At 72.2% G+C, this 17,597-nt stretch carries 15 protein-coding genes; 6 read left to right on the top strand and 9 right to left on the bottom strand.

The features are described 5' to 3' along the window. Positions 1-9: 9 nt before the first annotated feature. Together dapB and AB0H75_RS05670 are read left to right on the top strand one after the other, a co-directional pair. Positions 10-747: a 4-hydroxy-tetrahydrodipicolinate reductase gene (gene dapB / locus AB0H75_RS05665; RefSeq protein WP_367790929.1), complete on the top strand. Its 738-nt coding sequence runs from the start codon at positions 10-12 to the stop codon at positions 745-747. Positions 748-892: 145 nt separating this feature from the next. Continuing rightward, positions 893-1,375, top strand: a complete 483-nt coding sequence (locus tag AB0H75_RS05670; protein ID WP_367790931.1) for a GNAT family N-acetyltransferase — start codon at positions 893-895, stop codon at positions 1,373-1,375. A gap of 118 nt (positions 1,376-1,493) precedes the next feature. Here AB0H75_RS05670 and AB0H75_RS05675 read toward each other — a convergent pair whose 3' ends face one another. Continuing rightward, on the bottom strand, positions 1,494-2,249 hold the full coding sequence (locus tag AB0H75_RS05675; protein ID WP_367790934.1) for an aminoglycoside N(3)-acetyltransferase: 756 nt from the start codon (positions 2,247-2,249) through the stop codon (positions 1,494-1,496). A 360-nt stretch (positions 2,250-2,609) separates the two neighbouring features. Here AB0H75_RS05675 and AB0H75_RS05680 point away from each other — a divergent pair, with 360 nt between their 5' ends. Both AB0H75_RS05680 and fxsT read left to right on the top strand, forming a co-directional pair. Next, positions 2,610-4,049 (top strand): MFS transporter, encoded by a 1,440-nt coding sequence (locus tag AB0H75_RS05680; protein ID WP_367790937.1) that lies wholly within the window; start codon positions 2,610-2,612, stop codon positions 4,047-4,049. 201 nt (positions 4,050-4,250) lie between these two features. Continuing rightward, on the top strand, positions 4,251-6,749 hold the full coding sequence (gene fxsT / locus AB0H75_RS05685; RefSeq protein WP_367790940.1) for an FxSxx-COOH system tetratricopeptide repeat protein: 2,499 nt from the start codon (positions 4,251-4,253) through the stop codon (positions 6,747-6,749). A 36-nt stretch (positions 6,750-6,785) separates the two neighbouring features. On the opposite strand, the gene AB0H75_RS05690 is transcribed toward fxsT, so the two are convergent. From AB0H75_RS05690 to AB0H75_RS05725, 8 genes are all read right to left on the bottom strand, one after another. Further along, complete coding sequence (locus tag AB0H75_RS05690) at positions 6,786-8,099, bottom strand: HEXXH motif-containing putative peptide modification protein (RefSeq protein WP_367790943.1); 1,314 nt, start codon at positions 8,097-8,099, stop codon at positions 6,786-6,788. After that, positions 8,096-9,328, bottom strand: coding sequence for an FxsB family cyclophane-forming radical SAM/SPASM peptide maturase (locus AB0H75_RS05695; RefSeq protein ID WP_367790946.1), 1,233 nt, complete (start codon positions 9,326-9,328; stop codon positions 8,096-8,098). The genes AB0H75_RS05690 and AB0H75_RS05695 overlap by 4 nt, the downstream gene beginning before the upstream one ends. Before the next feature lie 76 nt (positions 9,329-9,404). After that, positions 9,405-10,124, bottom strand: a complete 720-nt coding sequence (locus tag AB0H75_RS05700; protein ID WP_367790949.1) for a GAF and ANTAR domain-containing protein — start codon at positions 10,122-10,124, stop codon at positions 9,405-9,407. 78 nt (positions 10,125-10,202) lie between these two features. Further along, the gene (locus AB0H75_RS05705; RefSeq protein ID WP_367790952.1) at positions 10,203-11,213 is read right to left on the bottom strand and encodes an adenosine deaminase; all 1,011 of its coding nucleotides are present in this window, start codon (positions 11,211-11,213) and stop codon (positions 10,203-10,205) included. Positions 11,214-11,230: 17 nt separating this feature from the next. Further along, positions 11,231-12,106 (bottom strand): 1,4-dihydroxy-2-naphthoate polyprenyltransferase, encoded by an 876-nt coding sequence (locus tag AB0H75_RS05710; protein ID WP_367790955.1) that lies wholly within the window; start codon positions 12,104-12,106, stop codon positions 11,231-11,233. 7 nt (positions 12,107-12,113) lie between these two features. Then, on the bottom strand, positions 12,114-12,722 hold the full coding sequence (locus AB0H75_RS05715) for an N-acetyltransferase family protein (protein ID WP_367790958.1): 609 nt from the start codon (positions 12,720-12,722) through the stop codon (positions 12,114-12,116). A gap of 44 nt (positions 12,723-12,766) precedes the next feature. Beyond that, positions 12,767-13,285 (bottom strand): CGNR zinc finger domain-containing protein, encoded by a 519-nt coding sequence (locus tag AB0H75_RS05720; protein WP_367790961.1) that lies wholly within the window; start codon positions 13,283-13,285, stop codon positions 12,767-12,769. Between the two features lie 48 nt (positions 13,286-13,333). After that, entirely contained in the window at positions 13,334-14,740 is a 1,407-nt protein-coding gene (locus AB0H75_RS05725; protein WP_367790964.1) for a PLP-dependent aminotransferase family protein, read from the bottom strand. Between the two features lie 187 nt (positions 14,741-14,927). On the opposite strand from AB0H75_RS05725, the gene AB0H75_RS05730 reads away from it, so the two are divergent. After that, a complete protein-coding gene (locus AB0H75_RS05730) occupies positions 14,928-15,779 on the top strand; it encodes a DMT family transporter (protein WP_367792348.1) in 852 nt (283 codons plus the stop codon). A gap of 48 nt (positions 15,780-15,827) precedes the next feature. Next, a complete protein-coding gene (locus AB0H75_RS05735) occupies positions 15,828-16,850 on the top strand; it encodes a hypothetical protein (RefSeq protein WP_367790967.1) in 1,023 nt (340 codons plus the stop codon). Positions 16,851-17,597 lie beyond the last annotated feature (747 nt).

Consider the following 17,597-nt stretch of genomic DNA (forward strand, 5'->3'; position numbering starts at 1 on the left):
GGTTGGCCTGTGATCAGGGTAGGTGTGCTGGGCGCGCGCGGGCGCGTGGGCGTCGAGGTGTGCAAGGCGGTCGAGGCGGCCCCCGACCTGGAGCTGGCGGCCGCGCTGGACAAGGACGACCCCATCGAGGGGCTTCAGGGCGCGGAGGTGGTGGTCGACTTCACCCACCCCGACGTCGTCATGGGAAACCTGGAGTGGGCCATCTCCCACGGCATCCACCCGGTGGTGGGCACGACCGGCTTCGACGAGGCCCGCCTGGCGACCGTCCGCGGCTGGCTGGCCGACCGTCCCGGCACCAGCTGCCTGATCGCCCCCAACTTCGGCATCGCCGCCGTGCTCATGATGCACTTCGCCCAGCAGGCGGCCCGCTACTTCGAGTCCGTCGAGATCGTCGAGCTGCACCACCCCAACAAGGCCGACGCGCCGTCCGGCACCGCCCGCCGCACCGCGGAGCTGGTGGCCGAGGCGCGTGCCAAGGCGGGGGCGGGCGCGATGCCCGACGCGACCAGCACGTCCCTCGACGGCGCCCGCGGTGCCGACGTCGGCGGCGTGCACGTCCACGCCGTGCGCCTGTCCGGCCTCATCGCCCACCAGGAGGTCCTGCTGGGCGGCGACGGCGAGATCCTGACCATCCGCCACGACACGATGAGCCGGTCGGCGTTCACGCCCGGCGTGCTGCTCGGCGTCCGGCGCGTCCGCGAGCTGTCCGGCCTCACGGTGGGCCTGGAAGCCCTGCTGGACCTCTGAAGACGGCCGCACGGCGTGCCCACCGCCTGATCCGGCCGATGGGCACGCCGTGAGGAGAGGACCCCGGCTCCGCACAGCCGGGCCTACGATCATCCACATTAATAATGACAGGCGCGGTCCGCCCCAAAGATGGGATCGTGTCGGCATGGTGCGATGGGCGAATCCCGAGGAGCTCCCCGGCCTGGCGCCGATCGAGCTGGCGGCCGACCGGCTCTTCGAGCAGGTCGGCATCACCTTCCCGCCCGGTACGACGATGATCGAGGAAGCCCACGACCCGGGCCTGGTGCTGGTCGAGGGCGTGCCGCCGGCCGGGTTCGCGCTGATGGGACGGCTGGACGGGCACGTGCACCTCGACCAGCTCGCCGTGCATCCTGACAGCATGCGGCGGGGCATCGGCGGGCGGCTGGTGGCGGCCGTCCTCGACCACGCCCGCGCCAGCGGCGCGTCCCGCGTGACGCTGACGACCTACCGCGACGTGCCCTGGAACGCCCCCTGGTACGAGCGCCACGGCTTCGCCGTCCTGCCCGAGGAGCAGTGGGGGCCGGAGCTGCGCGCGCTGGTGGAGCACGAGCGCGCGCTGGGCCTGGAGATCGCGCCCCGCGTGGTGATGAGCGCCCCCACCGCCTGACCCTCCACCGCCTGATCCTCCACCGCCTGATCCTCCACCGCCTGATCCTCCACCGCCTGATCCTCCACCGCCTGACCCGGCCGTCTGACCTTCCGCCGCGTGAGCCCCGCTGCCGGCCTCAGCGGAGGCGGGCGGGTCGCGGGCGGTTGGCCGCCAGCCAGTCCACCGCGAAGTCCACGGCACCGCGCAGCGGGAACAGCCGCGCCTCGGCCGCCCCCACCCGCCCGCGCCGCACGACCCCGGTCTCCTCGAACGCCGCTCCGAGCGCGGCGAAGTCGCCCGCGTCCACGTCCACGTCCTCGAACTCGCACCACCTGCGCCCGTCCCCGTCGTCCACGACGGCCCGGTAGGCGCGGCGCGGCGGGTCGGCGGTGCAGCGGTACTCGGCCAGGTGGAAGGCGGTGCACCGGTCGTAGCCGACGCCGAGCAGCAGCACGCGGGCGCCGGCGTCGTACAGGCGGGCGACGGGGGAGCGCTCGCCGAGCAGGCAGTCGCGCGCGTGCCCCTCGGTGACCCAGGCCGTGAGGGGCCCGGCGGCGGCGAACGAGGTGTGCGGATGCGCGCTGCGCCGCGCGCCCGGCAGCGTACGCACGTGCTCGGCGATCGCCCCCATGCCCTGGGAGGGCGTGGTGGCGGGGTCGAAGGCGGGCATGCGGGCGCGGTGGGCGGCGACCTGCTCGGGCGTCATGCCGGCGACGGCGGCGCGGTACAGGGAAGAGGTGTCGGAGTTGCCGGCCGTTCCCGTGGGGACGGCGAGCGTGCCGTCCTCGCCGATCACCTCGCGCAGCGCCGCCACCACCGTGGCGGCCCCGCCCTCGACCGGGCCGACGCTGCGCAGGGAGGAGTGCAGGACGATGACCTGACCGAAACCCACGCCCAGAGCGGAAAAATCATGACTTAAAAGGACGAAGTCTGACATTGAGTGCCTATCGTTCCTCGCGGTCGGAAGATGATCGTATCTCGCGCTAAAGGTGCCGGAAAGGTGACTTCTGGTTGATCGAGAGTCTTCATCTATATGTTGATCATGCAGTATTAAATTTGACGCGCGGATGGGTATATCGGCGGCCCGGAAAGCGCATGACTGCATGGTCTCCGGCAGTGTCCCCTATACTGCAACGCATCGCGGCCGGCGAAAAAACTGGTATTACTTCTTTCCCCCCGGAGCATGGAGGCGGGTCGTGTCATGCGCGGCCATCGCTGACGGCCGAAGGGTCGGGCTTGTAAGGCGGGGGGCGTGGACGAGACGGTTGAACGGGTGCAGGCGGCGCCTGCCGACGTGCCGTTGCGACTGAGGTTCGCCCTCGTCTGGGCGGGTTCGGCCATCTCCACGGTGGGCGCTCGTACGCTGGGCGTCGCCTACCCCCTCCTCGCGCTGGCGCAGACGGGGTCACCCGCGGCCGCGGGCTGGGCCGGGTTCGCCCTGACGATTCCGGTCCTGCTCCTCTACGTGCCCGGCGGCTTTCTGGTCGACCGCATGTCGCCCCGCCGCGTCATCCTGTGCGCGGAGTCCGGCCGCATGCTCAGCGCGGTGTCCGTGCTGGTCGCCATGCCGTTCGGCGGCCCGTCCCTCGCCCACCTGCTGCTGGCCGCGGCGGCCGAGGGCACCCTGTGGGTGCTCTACACCCTGGCCGAGGCGGCCCTGCTGCCCTCCGTCGTGCAGCCGGCCATGATGCACCAGGCGCTGGCCAGGAGCGAGGGCGCGAGCCACCTCGCCTCGATCGCCGGCCGGCCGCTCGGCGGCTACCTCTTCGGCGTCGGCCGTTACGTCCCCTTCGCGGTCAACGCCGTGCTCTTCGCGCTCTCCTGCGGGCTGTTCCTCGGCCAGGGGCGCGAGGTCGCCAGGCGCCCGCGCCGCCCGCCGGGGCTGCGCGACCTGACCGAGGGCTTCCGCGAGCTCACCCGCCAGCCCTTCCTCGGCGGCTCCGTCGCCGTGACGACCTTCACCAACCTCATGGTCAACACCCTGATCATGATCTTCGTCTCGGGGTCGGAGGGCATGTCCTCGTTCGAGATCGGCGTGGTGCTGGCGGCGGGGGGCCTCGGCGGCGTGCTCGGCTCGATCCTGGCCGCGGTGCTGCGGCCCTTGCGCGAGGTGCTGCGGCTGCACCTGTGGATCTGGGCGCTGGCCCTGGCCCTGGCCGCGGTGGGCACGGTGGTGGGCCTGCCCTCCTGGTTCTTCGCGCTCGCGTTGGTCACCACCGGGATCGGCGGGGCGCTGAGCAACGTGTCGATCAAGCTGGTCGAGATGCACAAGGTCCATCCCGCGACCCTGGCCAGGGTCGTCGGCGTCTCGCGGCTCTCCTCGCATGGCGCGCTCTGCCTGGCCGCCCCCCTGGGCGGCTTCATGGTCACCTACGGTGACGTGACGGGCGGTTCGTTGTTGTTGTGCCTGCTCATGATCCTCGCCGCGGCGCTGAGCGGCTGGGCCCCGGTACGCGAGAAGCTGACCCCGCCCCTGCCCACCGGCCTCCCCGCGCCCGAGCCGCCGAAGCTGCTGCACCGGCGGCACGGCCGTCCCGGCTCCCGTTGCGAGAGAGCCGGGAGATCAGATGTTGTTGCTGAACCTGGCGGACGACTCCTCGTCGTTGCTCAGGCAGGAGTGCAGCGCCGCCCGCAGCGCGGCGCTCTCCATCGTGTGGAGCTCCTGCAGGGAAATGGCGCTGACGTCGATTAAGGTGCCCAACTGCGGCTGACCGTCACGCATGCGTACTCCATTCACTCCCGTCGGCCCGGAGGGCGACGTGCAGGCATGCTCACAAATACCGTTATTTAGCATTCTGTGACGAACCAGTACGCTAATCAACCTCTAGGATGAGGTCTACGACTGCCCACCTTTGCGGGTGTGAAGCGGAGGACCGACGTGGCGGAGAATTCCATGCCATCGCAGGGAGCCCAAATCTGGGAACGCGTCCCCAAGCGCAATCTCAACTTCACCGGCCGCAAGGATCTGCTCGCGGCGCTGAGAAAGAGCATCAACACCGTCACGGCGGTCGTGGCGCAACCCCAGGCGTTACAAGGTCTCGGTGGCGTCGGCAAGACACAACTGGCGATCGAGTACGCCTGGCAGTACCGCGCCCACTACGACCTGGTGTTGTGGGTCTCGGCCGACCAGCCGCTGCTCGTCCCCTCGACGCTGGCCGAGCTGGCCCCCAAGCTGGGCCTGCCGCCCGCCGCCGGCATCGGCGTGGAGCAGACCACCCAGGCGGTCCTGCGCACGCTGGAGAGCGGATCCCCCTACCGGAGCTGGCTGGTCATCTTCGACAACGCCGAGGAGCCCGAGTACATCAAGGACTTCATCCCGCGCGGCCCCGGCCACGTCATCATCACCTCCCGCAACTCCCGCTGGAGCGACCACGAGCCCACGATCCAGGTGGACGTCTTCCGCCGCGAGGAGAGCGTGACCTTCCTGCGCCGGCGCCTGACGGACACGCTCAGCGAGTGGGAGGCCGAGCGGGTGGCGGAGAAGCTCGGCGACCTGCCGATCGCCCTGGAGCAGGCCGCCGCGCTGCTGGCCAGGACGCTGATGCCGGTGGAGGACTACCTCGACCTGCTGGAGGAGCAGACCAGCCGGCTGCTCGACCTGGAGAAGCCGCCGACCTACCCGAAGTCCATGACGGCGGCCTGGCGGCTGTCGGTCTCCCAGTTGGAGGAGCGGGTGCCCGCCGCGGTCGAGGTGCTGCGCTGCTGCGCGTTCTTCGGCCCCGAGCCCATCCCGCGCGACGTCTTCCGCCGCGGCAACCGGGCCGTCGGGCCGCGCCTGGCGCCCATCCTGTCCAACCCGATCGAGCTCACCAACGCGCTGAGCAACCTGGAACGCCTGGCGCTGGTCAAGGTCGAGCCGTCCACCCGCACCCTCCAGGTCCACCGGCTCAACCAGGCGCTGCTGCGCGACGAGACCCCGGAGAAGGACCGCGCCGAGCTGCGCCACGAGGTCCACCTGCTGCTGTCGGGCACCGCGCCGGCCGACCCCGACGACACGGCCAACTGGCCCAGGTACGAAGAGCTCGCGGCCCACCTGGAGCCGTCCGGGCTGATCGACTGCACCGCGCCGACCGTGCGCAAGTTCGCCCTCGACCTCGTGCGTTACCTGTACGTACGGGGCAGCTACCGCCAGGCCGAGGCGCTGCTCCACGAGTACATCACCAAGTGGACCGAGGCCAGCGGCGCCCACCACAAGGACGTGCTGGCCGCCCGCATCCACCTGAGCAACGTCCACCTGGGGCTGGCCGCGTACGACAGGGCCGAGGCGCTCGCCGCCGAGACCCACGCCGTGATGGCCGACACCCTCGGCCCCGAACACTCGGAGACGCTGTGGGCGATGACCGGCTACGCGGGCGCCCTGCGCGGCCGGGGCGACTTCGCCAGGGCACGCCAGCTCGACGAGGGAGCGGCGGTCGCCTACGAGCGCCTGCTCGGCAACTCCGATCCCCTCACCCTGCGGGCCCGCCACAACCTGGCCCTCGACTACACGCTGACCAGCGACTACGGCCGGGCCAGCGACATGCTCCAGGACATCTACCTCACGCAGAGCAGCATGGAGGGCGTCGGCCGGCGGGTGCTGCTGGTCACCTGGATCAACCTGAGCCGCGCGGTCCGCCTGAACGGCCAGTTCGAGGTGGCCACCGACCTGGCGGAGGAGGCCTACAGCTACGGCGTGGCCAACCTCGGCGACGACCACCCCATCACGTTGCTGGCCGCCAAGGACCTGGCCGTCTCCCAGCGCCGCATGGGCCTGATGCCCGAGGCCCTGCAGCTCATGCGGGACACCCACATCCGCTCACGTCGCCTCTACGGTGACGCCCACGCCAACACGATGGCGGCCGCCCTCGGCCTGTCCAACGTCCTGCGCGCCGTGGACGAGCACGAGGAGGCGCTGGAGCTGGCCGAGCGCGCGCTGCGGCACTACCCGGACGTGTTCGGCGCCGACCATCCGTTCACCCACGCGGCCTGGATCGACGTCGCCCTGCTCCGGCGCCTCGGCGGCGACCCGGAGACCGCCCGCGACCTGGACGAGAAGGCGCTGGCCGGGCTGAGCAACCGCGTCGGCCGCGACCACGACTACACCGTGACCTGCGCCATCAACCTGCAGAACGACCTGGCCGCGCTCGGCAGGCACGAGGACGCCAGGGCGCTCGGCGAGGAGAACCTGCGGATCATCCAGGCCAAGTTCTCCGCCGACCACTACCTGAGCCTCGTCTGCGCGGCCAACCTCTGCCTGGACCTGCAGGCGACGGGCGCGGAGGAGGCGGCCGAGCGGTTGCGGGCCGAGACGACGCAGCGCTTCGAGTCGGTCATGAGCCGCGAGCACCCCGACGCGCTCGGGCTGCTCGCCGGCGAGCGGCTCAACTGCGACTTCGACCCGCCGCCCATCTGAGCCGGCCCGCTGACCGAGGTCCGGGGCGCTGCTCGGTCAGCCGGTTTCGGAGGGCCTGGCGGCCGTCCAGGCGGTCCTGTGCTCCTCCGCGCGCAGGCGGGCCTGCGTCGCCGCGGCCGGGCTCACCGGCTCGCCGCGCCAGCGCGCGAGCGTGTCACGCAGCGTGCCGACGAAGTGCGTGCCCTTCTCGGTCAGCCCGCCGCTGTCCAGGAGGGTCCCTGTTACCTGGTAGGCGGCCTCGCGCCAGCGGGCGAACTCCACCTCGGCGTACCGCCCGCGCTCCGGGTCCGCCGTGTGCCGCCGCCAGAAGGCCGCCACGCCCGCGTGCGCGTACGCGCCGTGCAGCAGGCCCTCCAGCGGGCGCGGATCGGGGCGCCACGGGGCGTAGAAGCGGCGGCCGTCGTCCGGTGCCGTGAGCGTGACCAGGTCGCTCAGCGCGTACAGCTTGGCGTGCTGGAGCTCGTGCGCCAGGGTGAGCGCCAGGCCCGTCCCGTCGGCCGGGTCCGACAGCGCCACGGCGCCGAAGGCGCCCCGCGCCGAGGCGCTGCGCTGCTCCAGCGAGGACGTGACGATCGGCGTGAGCGCCGAGACGGCCGTGGCGACCTCCCCGGCGACACCGCGGTGCCTCGCCTGCAGGACGTCCCATGCCTGGCCCAGGCAGGCGCTCCAGTGCCGCACGCGGCCCTCGCTCAGGCGGCCGGCCGCGTCGCCGCCCGGCCAGCGGTAGGGGTCGAGGTCGTCGATGGTCATGGCCGCGTCCGGGCCGAAGGGCACGCGGCGCAGACCCTGCCAGCCCGGCCCGTCACGGCCGGGCCTCACCAGGAACGTATGCCGGCCGACCCGCACCTCGCCCCCACCACCCCGCACCGGCTCACCCGGCACCGGCTCACCCGAGACCGGCTCGGCCGGCACCGGCTCGACCGTGGCGGGCAGCCGGTCCGGGCCGCCGGGCGGCAGCGTCAGCAGGCCCAGCGAGGGCAGCATGAGCCGCCCGCCGGGAACGGGAACCTCCAGCCGGCACGCGACGCCGGCCCGCACGGCCGCCGCCAGCGCGACCGCCGCCAGCCGCCCGGGATCGGCCCGCCCCTGGCAGGCCCGCAGCGCCCACGCGCCCACCGCGGGATGGCGCAGGCAGCGGCCGACCTCCTCGGGCGCGGCGGCCTCCAGCTCCGCCAGCGCCTCGTAGGCACGCGCCGCGCTCCCGGACTCCTCGGCGGCCAGCCGCACCAGCAGGCGGTGCTTGCTCGCCTGGGCGGCGCACAGCTCCGCCACGGCCGCCGCGCCGCCGCCGCCCGTGGCCAGCGCGGCGAACGCCGCGTCGGACAGCCGGTGCGTGGTGGCGGGCCTCATCCGGCCCCTCGCAGCCGGGCGACGTCCTGACCGCAGCGCGCGGCGATGTGGCTGATCAGCCGGTACAGGTCGGGGCAGTAGACCGACGGCTCGGCGAAGCCGGAGTCCGGGCTGTAGCGGTGGGCGTACTGGCCGCCGCCGCAGACCGGGACGAGCTCGCAGCCGCGGCAGGTCGCGGAGAGCGCCGGCTCGCCGATCTGCCGGGCGACGATGGCCGGATGCAGCAGGGCGGTGTCGAGGGAGTCGCGCAGCACGTGCAGCGGGGTCCTGGCCGCTCCGTGGAAGGCGCTCTTCAGGCTGTCGGACTGCTCGATGGCGCCGTCGGTCTCGATGACCACCATGCGCACCGGCGACAGGCCGACGTTCTCCGCCCGCGAGTGGCCGCCCATCAGCAGCCGCATGATCTCCTTGAACAGCCGCACGTCGGTCTGCAGCACCGGGCTGTCGTACCACAGGTCGAAGATCCGGATCAGCCAGTCGGCGTACGGGGTGGCGGGCGAGCCCGGCTCGCGGAACGGCGGCGGCTGCGCCCAGTTGCCGTGCGGCAGCAGGAAGTCGATCGCCGGCGGGTCGAACTCCAGCAGCGCCTCGTAGGTGCGTATCGGGTCGTTGCGGACGTCCACCGTGCACAGCAGGCCGCTGAACAGGTGGTGGTACGGCCCCTCGCTCAGCCGCCGCAGCGACTCGCTGACCAGGGCGTGGCTGCCGCGCCCGTCGGCGAAGCGGCGGTGGCGGTCCTGGCCCTCGGCGTCCCCGTCCAGGCTGACCCCGACCCGGATCTCCAGCGACTCGAACAGCCGCAGGTACGCCTCGTCCAGCCGGACGCCGTTGGTCTGGATGCGGACGTTGACCCGGGTGCCGGTGTCCACCGCGCCGCGCACGCCGCGCACGATGCGGGAGATGAGCGCCGGGCCGGCCAGCAGCGGCTCCCCGCCGTGCAGGATGACGTCGATCTCGCCCAGGTCGTGCCGGGAGGCGTGCTCGGCGATGCGCTCGATCGCCCGGTCGGCGATCGCCTCGGACATCCTGCGCGGCTGATCGCGCCAGCTCTGGTCGGCCATCTCGTAGACGTAGCAGTGGCGGCAGGCCAGGTCGCAGCGGCTGTGGACCTTGAGGATGAACTGCTGGAAGGCGAACGGCTTCCAGCCCGCCGCGAGCAACGCGTCGACGTCGAGGAGGCCGGGGAACCCGGCGGTGCGCGCGGGCTCCGGCCCAGGGCTTCCTGACAACGGCTACCTCTTAGCGTCGTGATGAACCCCGGTCCTATCTTTCACCACCGACCGGCCGAGTCAAGATTGGCGCTGATTACCGCACCCGGGGTCGCGGGCGCGGCGGCGGCGGGTCCTCGAAACGCGGGCGCTGCGGCGGCTCGCCCGTCACCTTCCGCACGATGCCGGCCGCCACCTGGTGCAGCTTGATGTTCTTGTCCTGGGAGACGTGCCGGAGCATCTCGAACGCCTGGTGCGAGGTGCAGCGCCGCTGCGCCATGACGATGCCGAGCGCCTGATCGATGACCGCCCGCGTGTTGAGCGCGTCCTTGAGCTGCGCGGCCACCTCCTTCATGCGGGCCGCGTCCAGCGCCGCGCGGAACAGCACGCCGGCGTGCTCGGCCGTCACCCGCGCCGCCACGTGCGTCGCCTCCGCGAAGCCGCCGGCCTCGCCCGAGTACAGCGTCAGCACGCCCAGCAGCATGCCCTCCGACGTCAGCGGCTCGCAGTGCAGGCTGAGCAGGCCGGACTCGGCGGCGAACCGCTGCCAGCGGGGGTCGGCGGCCAGGTCGCCCGAGGTGACCGGCTCGCCACCGGCGATCGCGTCCACGCACGGCCCCTCGCCGGTGATCGACTGAAGCTCGTCCAGCAGCTCGGCCCGGGCGTGCGAGCAGGCCACGGTACGCAGCCCCTTCTCATCGCAGAGCGCGATGCTCACCATGGGGGAGTCGGGCATGGCGCGGGTGGCGATGGAGACGCTGTCCGCGAGCGCCCGTTCGAACTCCTCGATGTCCGTGGGGACACTAGGCCGGTTCAACGAAGATCCCTCGCCCTCGGTCGTCCGCGCCCTACGGCAGATACGACTGCCCTGATGAGAGCCCCTTACGCTACCTCTTCACAGCTCCGTTGAGGAGAGGTGAACGTCGACCTCGGCGAGGTAGGCGTCCTTCACCGCCCGGGGGAGCCAGGCGATCTCGAACGCGTTGCGCTCCAGCCCGGCCAGCTCCTCGGCCGTGAGCTGCAGCGCCTCCTGCAGCGCGATCAGGTTCTCCTGTACGTAGCCGCCGAAGTACGCCGGGTCGTCGGAGTTGACCGTCACGCGCACGCCCAGGTCCATCAGCTTGCGGATGCCCTCGGCCTGCATCGAGCCGGTGACGTGACCGTTGGAGATCGGGCAGCAGGTGAGCCCGATGCCCCGCTCCAGGACCAGCTCGACCAGCCGCTGGTCCTCCAGGAGGTTGACGCCGTGGTCGAGGCGGTCGACGCGGATGTCCTCGACCGCCTGGCGGATGTGCTCGATCGCGCCGTCCTGGTCGACGTCGCAGTGCATGGTCAGCAGGTAGCCCTCCTGCCGGGCGCGGGCGTAGACGTCGGCGAACTTCGCCGGCGGGTTGCCCTTCTCGTCGGAGTCCAGGCCGACGCCGACGATCCACTCCTTGTAGGGCAGCGACTCCAGCAGCGTCGCCATCGCGTACTCGGCCTGGTAGTCACGCAGGAAGCACATGATGAGCTGCGCCCGCACCCCGAGCCGCGCGCCGGCGTCCATGACCGCCCGCCGCAGCCCGCGGATCACCACGTCGAACGGCACCCCGCGCCCGGTGTGGGCCTGCGGATCGAAGAAGATCTCCGCGTGGCGGACGTTCTGCGCGGCGGCCCTGCTCAGGTAGGCCATGGCCAGGTCGTAGAAGTCGGGCTCGGTACGCAGCACCCGCATGCCCTCGTAGTAGACCCTCAGGAAGGACGGCAGGCTGTCGAAGGAGTACGCCGCCCGCAGCTCCGCCACCGATCCGTACGGCAGCTCCAGCCCGTTGCGGGCGGCCAGCTCGAAGGCGAGCTCCGGCTCCAGCGTGCCCTCGATGTGCAGGTGCAGCTCGCACTTGGGCAGGCCGGCGATGAAGTCCTCCATCTGTCCAGACTAGAGGACTAGAAGACGATGGCCAGTCCCACCGCGAACAGCAGCCCGTACGCCATCTGCAGCTTGCCCGTCTGCTGCAGCACCGCGATCAGCGCCGGCCCGACGGCCTTGCCCAGCACGGTCCGGATCGGCGTGATCGCCAGCGGCGCCGCCAGCAGCACGAGCGCCGCCCACGGCGTGATCGGCACCATCGCCAGCGCCACCACGAACGGCACCACCTGGCAGGCCACGTACAACGTCCGGGTGCGCTCGGGCCCCAGCACCACCGCCAGCGTGCGCTTGCCCGTCTGCCCGTCGGTGTGCACGTCGCGCAGGTTGTTGACCACGAGCATGGAGCACGACAGCAGGCCCACCGGGATGGAGGCGAGCAGCGCCGCCCAGCTCAGCGACTCCGTCTGCACGTACGCCGTGCCGACCACCGGCACGACGCCGAAGAAGACGAACACGGCCAGCTCGCCCAGCCCGCGGTAGCCGTACGGATGCCTGCCGCCGGTGTAGAACCAGGCGGCGGCGATGCAGGCCGCGCCCACCAGCAGGATCCACCACGCCCGCGTGACCACGACCAGCACCAGGCCCAGCACCGCGGCGACCGCGAAGCAGCCCAGCGCGGCCGTCAGCACCTGGCGCGGGGTGGCCACGCGCGAGCCGACCAGCCGCATCGGGCCGACCCGCTGGTCGTCGGTGCCACGGATGCCGTCGCTGTAGTCGTTGGCGTAGTTGACGCCGATCTGCAGGGAGAGCGCCACGAGCAGCGCCAGGATCGCCCGCCACCACACGAACGCGCCTTCGCCGATCGCCACGCCCGTGCCCACCATGACGGGCACGACGGCGTTGGGGAGAGTGCGCGGACGGGCGCCGGCGATCCACTGGCCGGGGGTTGCCATGTCCTACCTAACTGATGTCCGTAGTGAGCCTGACCATGCGGATCGGACGGCCCATGTCGAGGACGCGCTCGGCCATGTCCTCGCCCCAGCCGGCCGACTCCAGGAAGCCGAGCACCGCGTAGTTGTCGGCGAACACCCAGGTGACGATCTGCCGGAAGCCGTCGTCACGCAGGTAGTCGACGGTGGCGTTGAGCAGGCGGCTGCCGTGCCCGCGGCGCACGAAGTCGGGATCGACCAGCAGCGTCAGCATCTCGGCCGTCACGCTGGGATCGAGGTCGGGGTCCTCGGCGGGGGCGTGCGAGGCCAGGCCGACCACGCGCTCGCCGCCCCGCGGGGTGACCAGCGCGGCACTGCCGCCCGCGCCCAGGGCCGGGAAGCCCTCGGTGTCGAGGATGGTCTCGACCGCCACCAGCACGCGGTGCATGGGGCTGGGCGGGGCGGCGATCGCCTCGTCCCACTGGCGTAGCCACATCTTCTCGGCCGCGGGGCCGGTCATCTGCTCAAGCGGCCCCTCGGGGAGGAATTCCCGATAGCCGTAGCGCCAGGCGCGGATCTGACAATTCGCAACCTGGAGCACATCCTCGCGCCGGGCCGCCCGGACGCCTACGTCTGCCATCTCGGCCCGCTCCTTCGCCTGCCGTTCATGCCACAAGGCACGAGTTACACCGTATCGGTGTTTGAGGCTTGGAGACGACGCGAACCCCGCTTCCTCGCCCGGTAAGCCCGTGTCTTGGTGCGGTTGCCGCATACCCTCATGGAACACCACGAGCGGGAACGGTTCTTGGACGAGTCGATGAACGCCCACTGACACGTTCCCTCCGCACACACCTTCAGCCGGTCCCACGCGGTGCCGAGCGTCGCGGCCGCGATCCTGGCCAGCCCGCCCGCGACGCCGTCACCGACCGGCACCGGCTCGGGAGCGCCGCCAGGCCCCACCGCGACCCGCAGCGGAAGGGCGGGCAGCACGGCGGCCGGATCGCGCCGCAGCGCCGCCCTGAGCCCCTCGCGGAGGGCCTGGGCCGCGTGCAGGTCGTCGTCGCCGGCGCGGTCGCGCGGGCCGGCGAGGCCGCGCTCGCGCAGCCAGACGGCCAGCTCGGCGGGGGAGGACAGCTCATCGGTGTCGGACTCGACGTCGTAGGTGTTCACGAAGTCTCGGACGAGCTCCGCGGAGGACGGCATGGTCCCACTCTACTGGGCCGATCATGACCGCCATGATCGGCTTCGCCGTCAGCCGATCTCCGCGAACGCCCGGCCCAGGCGGCGTACCCCCTCCGTCAGCTCCGCCAGGTGCGCGGCGGCGATGTGCGTCAGCCTGAGCCGCGGCCCCGGCGGCTCGGACGGGTAGTACATCCGGCCCGGGCTCACCAGCACGCCGTTACGCCGGGCGGCCTCCACCAGCGCGCCCTCGTCGAGATCGGCGGGCAGGCGCAGCCACAGGTGCATGCCGCCCGCGGGCAGCAGGTGCAGCTCGGCCCCGGCGGGCAGGTGCGTGGCGAGGGCGGCGGCCAGGGCGTCCCTGCGCAGGCGGATCTCGGCGTGGACGGCCGCCAGGTGCCGCCGCCAGGCCGCCGAGCCGACCAGCTCCAGCGCCGTCTCCTGCAGCGGCCGGGCCACGAAGAACGACTCCACGAGCTGCCCGGCCCGCAGCCGGTGCGCGGCCGGGCCGCGGGCGATCACCGCGGCCACCCGCACGCTGGGCGAGAGGATCTTCGTCAGGGAGCGGACGTGGACCACCGTGCCGTGCTCGTCCATCGACGCCAGCGTGGGCGGCGGCTGCTCGGTGAGGTAGTGGGCGTAGTCGTCCTCGATCACGAACGCGCCCGCCGCCCTGGCCACCTGCAACACCTGCCGCCGGCGGTCGAGGGGCAGGGTGGCGCCGGTCGGGTTGTGGAGGGTGGGCTGGCAGAGGAAGACCCGGGCACCGGTCACCGCGAACGCCTCGGCCAGCAGCTCGGGGCGGACGCCGTCCACGTCCATGGGGACGGCGGTCGCGCGCAGCCCGGCCGCCTTCGCCGCGGCCAGCGCGCCCGGATACGTCGGCGTCTCCACCAGGACCGGCGTGCCCGGGGCCGCCAGCGCCCGGAACGCGTGCGTCAGCGCCGCCTGGCCGCCGCTGACGATCAGCACGTCGGCCGCGGTCACGTCGCCGCCCGTCTGGCCGGCGAACCAGCGCCGCAGCTCGGACAGGCCGGTGAGCGGCGGCTTGTCCCAGGCGCCGGGGCGGCGGACGGCGCGGGCGGCGGCCGCCGCGAGATGCCGGTCCGGACGCAGGCCCGGATGCAGGTAGCCGCCGGTCAGCGGGACCGCGCCATCGGGGGCGCCGGCCAGCAGCGCCGCGACCGGGCCCTCGTCCACCACGCGGTCGCCGAGCGCGACGGTCTGCCAGGACAGGTCCGCCGCCTCCCGGCCGGTCACCGGACGCTGGTGCCGGGCGACGAAGGCACCGCTGCCCGGCTTCGTCACCACCCTGCCCTCGGCCGCGAGCTGGCCGATCGCCCGGGAAACGGTGACGGGGGAGACATTGTGCCTGCGCATGATCTCCCGGCTGGAGGGGAGGCGGGCGCCGGGGCCGAGCCGGGCGGCCTCTTCGCGCAGTATCGCGGCGATCTGGGCGATACTGCTATCGTTGTCCATGAAGGATGAGAATAGCGCTACTGTCACGAATGGAGTAGCGGTCCCCCGGGCGACCCCGCCGGGCCCCGGCCCGGTTCCCCCCGCACCCGCCGACCGCCCTCACGGGACGGCCGCCCAGGGGCACCCCCGGCCGCCCGGGACCCGGGGAACCCCCGAAAGCCGGGGATCCCGCGGATCGCAAGGGACGATCCTCGCCTTCCTCGGCGTGCTGGCCTTCTCCGGCTCCTTCCCCGGCACCGTCTACGCCATGGAGGGCTTCGACCCGTGGCTGGTGGCCATCGGCCGCGCCGCCGTCGCCGGGCTGCTCGCCGTCCTCTGCCTGCGCCTCGCCGGCCGCCCCCTCCTCCCGCCCCGCCCTCTCTGGCCCGCCTACGCCCTGATCTCCCTCGGCGTGGTCCTCGGCTTCCCGGTCTTCAGCGGCCTGGCCCTGGCCCTGGGCTCCAGTACGTCCCACGCCGCCGTGATCACCGCGCTCCTGCCCGCCACCACGGCCGTCTGCGCCGTCCTCCGCGCCGGCGAGCGTCCCCGCCCCCTCTTCTGGGCGGCCTGCCTGGCGGGCGCCGCCGCCATCACCACCTTCACCTTCCTCCAGCAGGGCGAGACGGAGGCGGCGGCATGGCCGGACCTGCTCCTCCTGGCCGCGCTCCTGTCCGCCGCGATCGGCTACACCGAGGGCGGCCGCCTGGCCCGCGACACGCCCGGCTGGCAGGTGATCTCCCACGCCCTCGTGCTGTCCCTGCCCCTCACCGCCCCTGTCACGGTCGTGCTGGCCCTGCTGACGCCCATCACCCCCACTCCCCACGCCCTCGCCGGCTTCGCCTACGTCGCGGTGATCTCCATGTTCCTGGGCTTCTTCCCGTGGTACGCGGGCCTCGCCAAGGGCGGCATCGCCCGGGCCGGGCAGACCCAGCTCATCCAGCCGCTCCTCACCCTCGTCTGGGCCTGGTTCCTCATGGGCGAACGATTCGGCCCGGTCACGGTGGCCGCCGCGCTCGCCGTTCTCGTCTGCGTGGCCGTCACCCAGCGTGCCCGTACTTGAAAGCCGTGACGCCGCCCCGCAGGATTGGGGGAGGAGGTGTCACAAATCATGGCGGACCTCACGATCCCGGAGGGCGGCTTCTGGCCCGCGCCGGAAATCCCGCAGCCCAACATCTATCCCATGGAGTGGCGCGTCGAGACGGAGAAGCTCGCCGCGATCTACGAGAAGTCCAAGCGCATGCTCTGGAACCCGGCCGACCTGCCCTGGGACGGCCTCAAACCCGAGGACTTCACCCGGGAGCAGCGCCTGGGAATCATGTACTGGTTCGCGGTCCTGGCCAACTTCGACGCCTCGGGCCCGGCCGTCTTCGCCCGCGCCACCATCCAGGCGTTCGAGAAGCACGAGGAAGACCCCGTCAGGAAGTGCTTCTTCTCCATCACCCGCGACGAGATGAACCATGAGGAGTGCTGCCAGCGCACCATCGCCAAGCTCTGGCCCGGCGGCCCCCTCAACTGGACCCCCTCCGACGACCTGGAGCACGCCGCCCACAACAACATCGGCTGGCTCTACCACAACGGCGGCCGCTACTGGAACGGCTACAACAGCGCCGTCGGCAAGTACACGCTCCCGGTCCTGTTCACCAGCTTCATGATGGGCGAGATGGCCGCCTCGACGCTGTTCCGGGGCATGTCGTCGGGCACGCAGCACCCGGTCTTCAGCGAGATGTTCCAGCGCATCGGCCGCGACGAGTCCCGCCATCTCCAGATCTGCATGACCATTCTCGAGAACGAATGGCCCGGCCTCACGGACGACACCCGCACCCTCATCACCCGCCAGCTCCGCGCCGGCTTCGTCTTCCTCAGCATGATCCTCTGGGAACCGCCCGAGGGCTTCTGGGAGCTTCCGCCCTACTTCCTCCACAACCACCGCGTCCTCATGGACCACGCCAGGGACGCGGGCCTGGGGGTGCTCTCGTACGAGGAACAGGCGGAGAACTGGCGCGTCGCGATGGCCCGCGTGCGCGCGATCGTCGAACGCTGGGGCATCGCCTTCCCAGCCATCCCCGAGCTCGACCTGGAGGGAGTGGAGGTCGACATCATCGACCCGGAGGACATCATCCCGGTCTTCTGACCCACCTCACCACGAACCCACCTCCGGACCGGCGGGCCTGAACCCGGCAGACCCTGAAACCGCCCCTGCCCGGCATCCACGCCCCCGGTCCCACGAGCTCCCATCCCTGACCCCCAGAACCCCCAGAACCCCCGGAACCCAGAACCCCCAGAACCCAGAACCCCCGGAACCCAGAACCCCCGGAACCCAGAACCCCCGGAACCTAGAACCCTCAGAACCTCCGGAACCCAGAACCTCGTGACCCGCGGAACCGCGTGACCCGCGAAACCCGTGACCCGCGGAAACCCGGACGAACCTTAATCCCTAGACCGTAGAACCCGCCCTCATCGACACCCCCGCCCCCCGCCCCGTGCCCTGCCGCCCTGACCCCGCCCACCTCCGCGCCCCCATGCCGACGAGCCCACAAGCTCGGCACCCGATCCCCGATCCCCGGCTCCGGCCTCGGTGGCCCGGCACCCCTTCACCCACCCAGGTGTGGCCAACGAGGTCCCCGATGTCGACGACGGGCGAATACCGGCGCCGTGGAGGCCGCCGCCTGCCCAGGCTGTGAGACACCGTCGCGGCGAGTGCACAGCCACCACGAGAGACGACTGTCCGATACGGCCCGATACGGCCGCCGCAGTTTCCGGGCAGCCAGGACATTGCGGGCCATCGCGCCGACGCTGGGCGGTCGTGCCGTAGCCCGGCTCACCGGCCGGCTGGCGGCCTCGGCGAGCCGGACCGGGCGAGGCGCTGATCAGGCTGATC

Source organism: Nonomuraea sp. NPDC050783, assembly GCF_040802095.1.
Taxonomy (GTDB): Bacteria; Actinomycetota; Actinomycetes; order Streptosporangiales; family Streptosporangiaceae; genus Nonomuraea.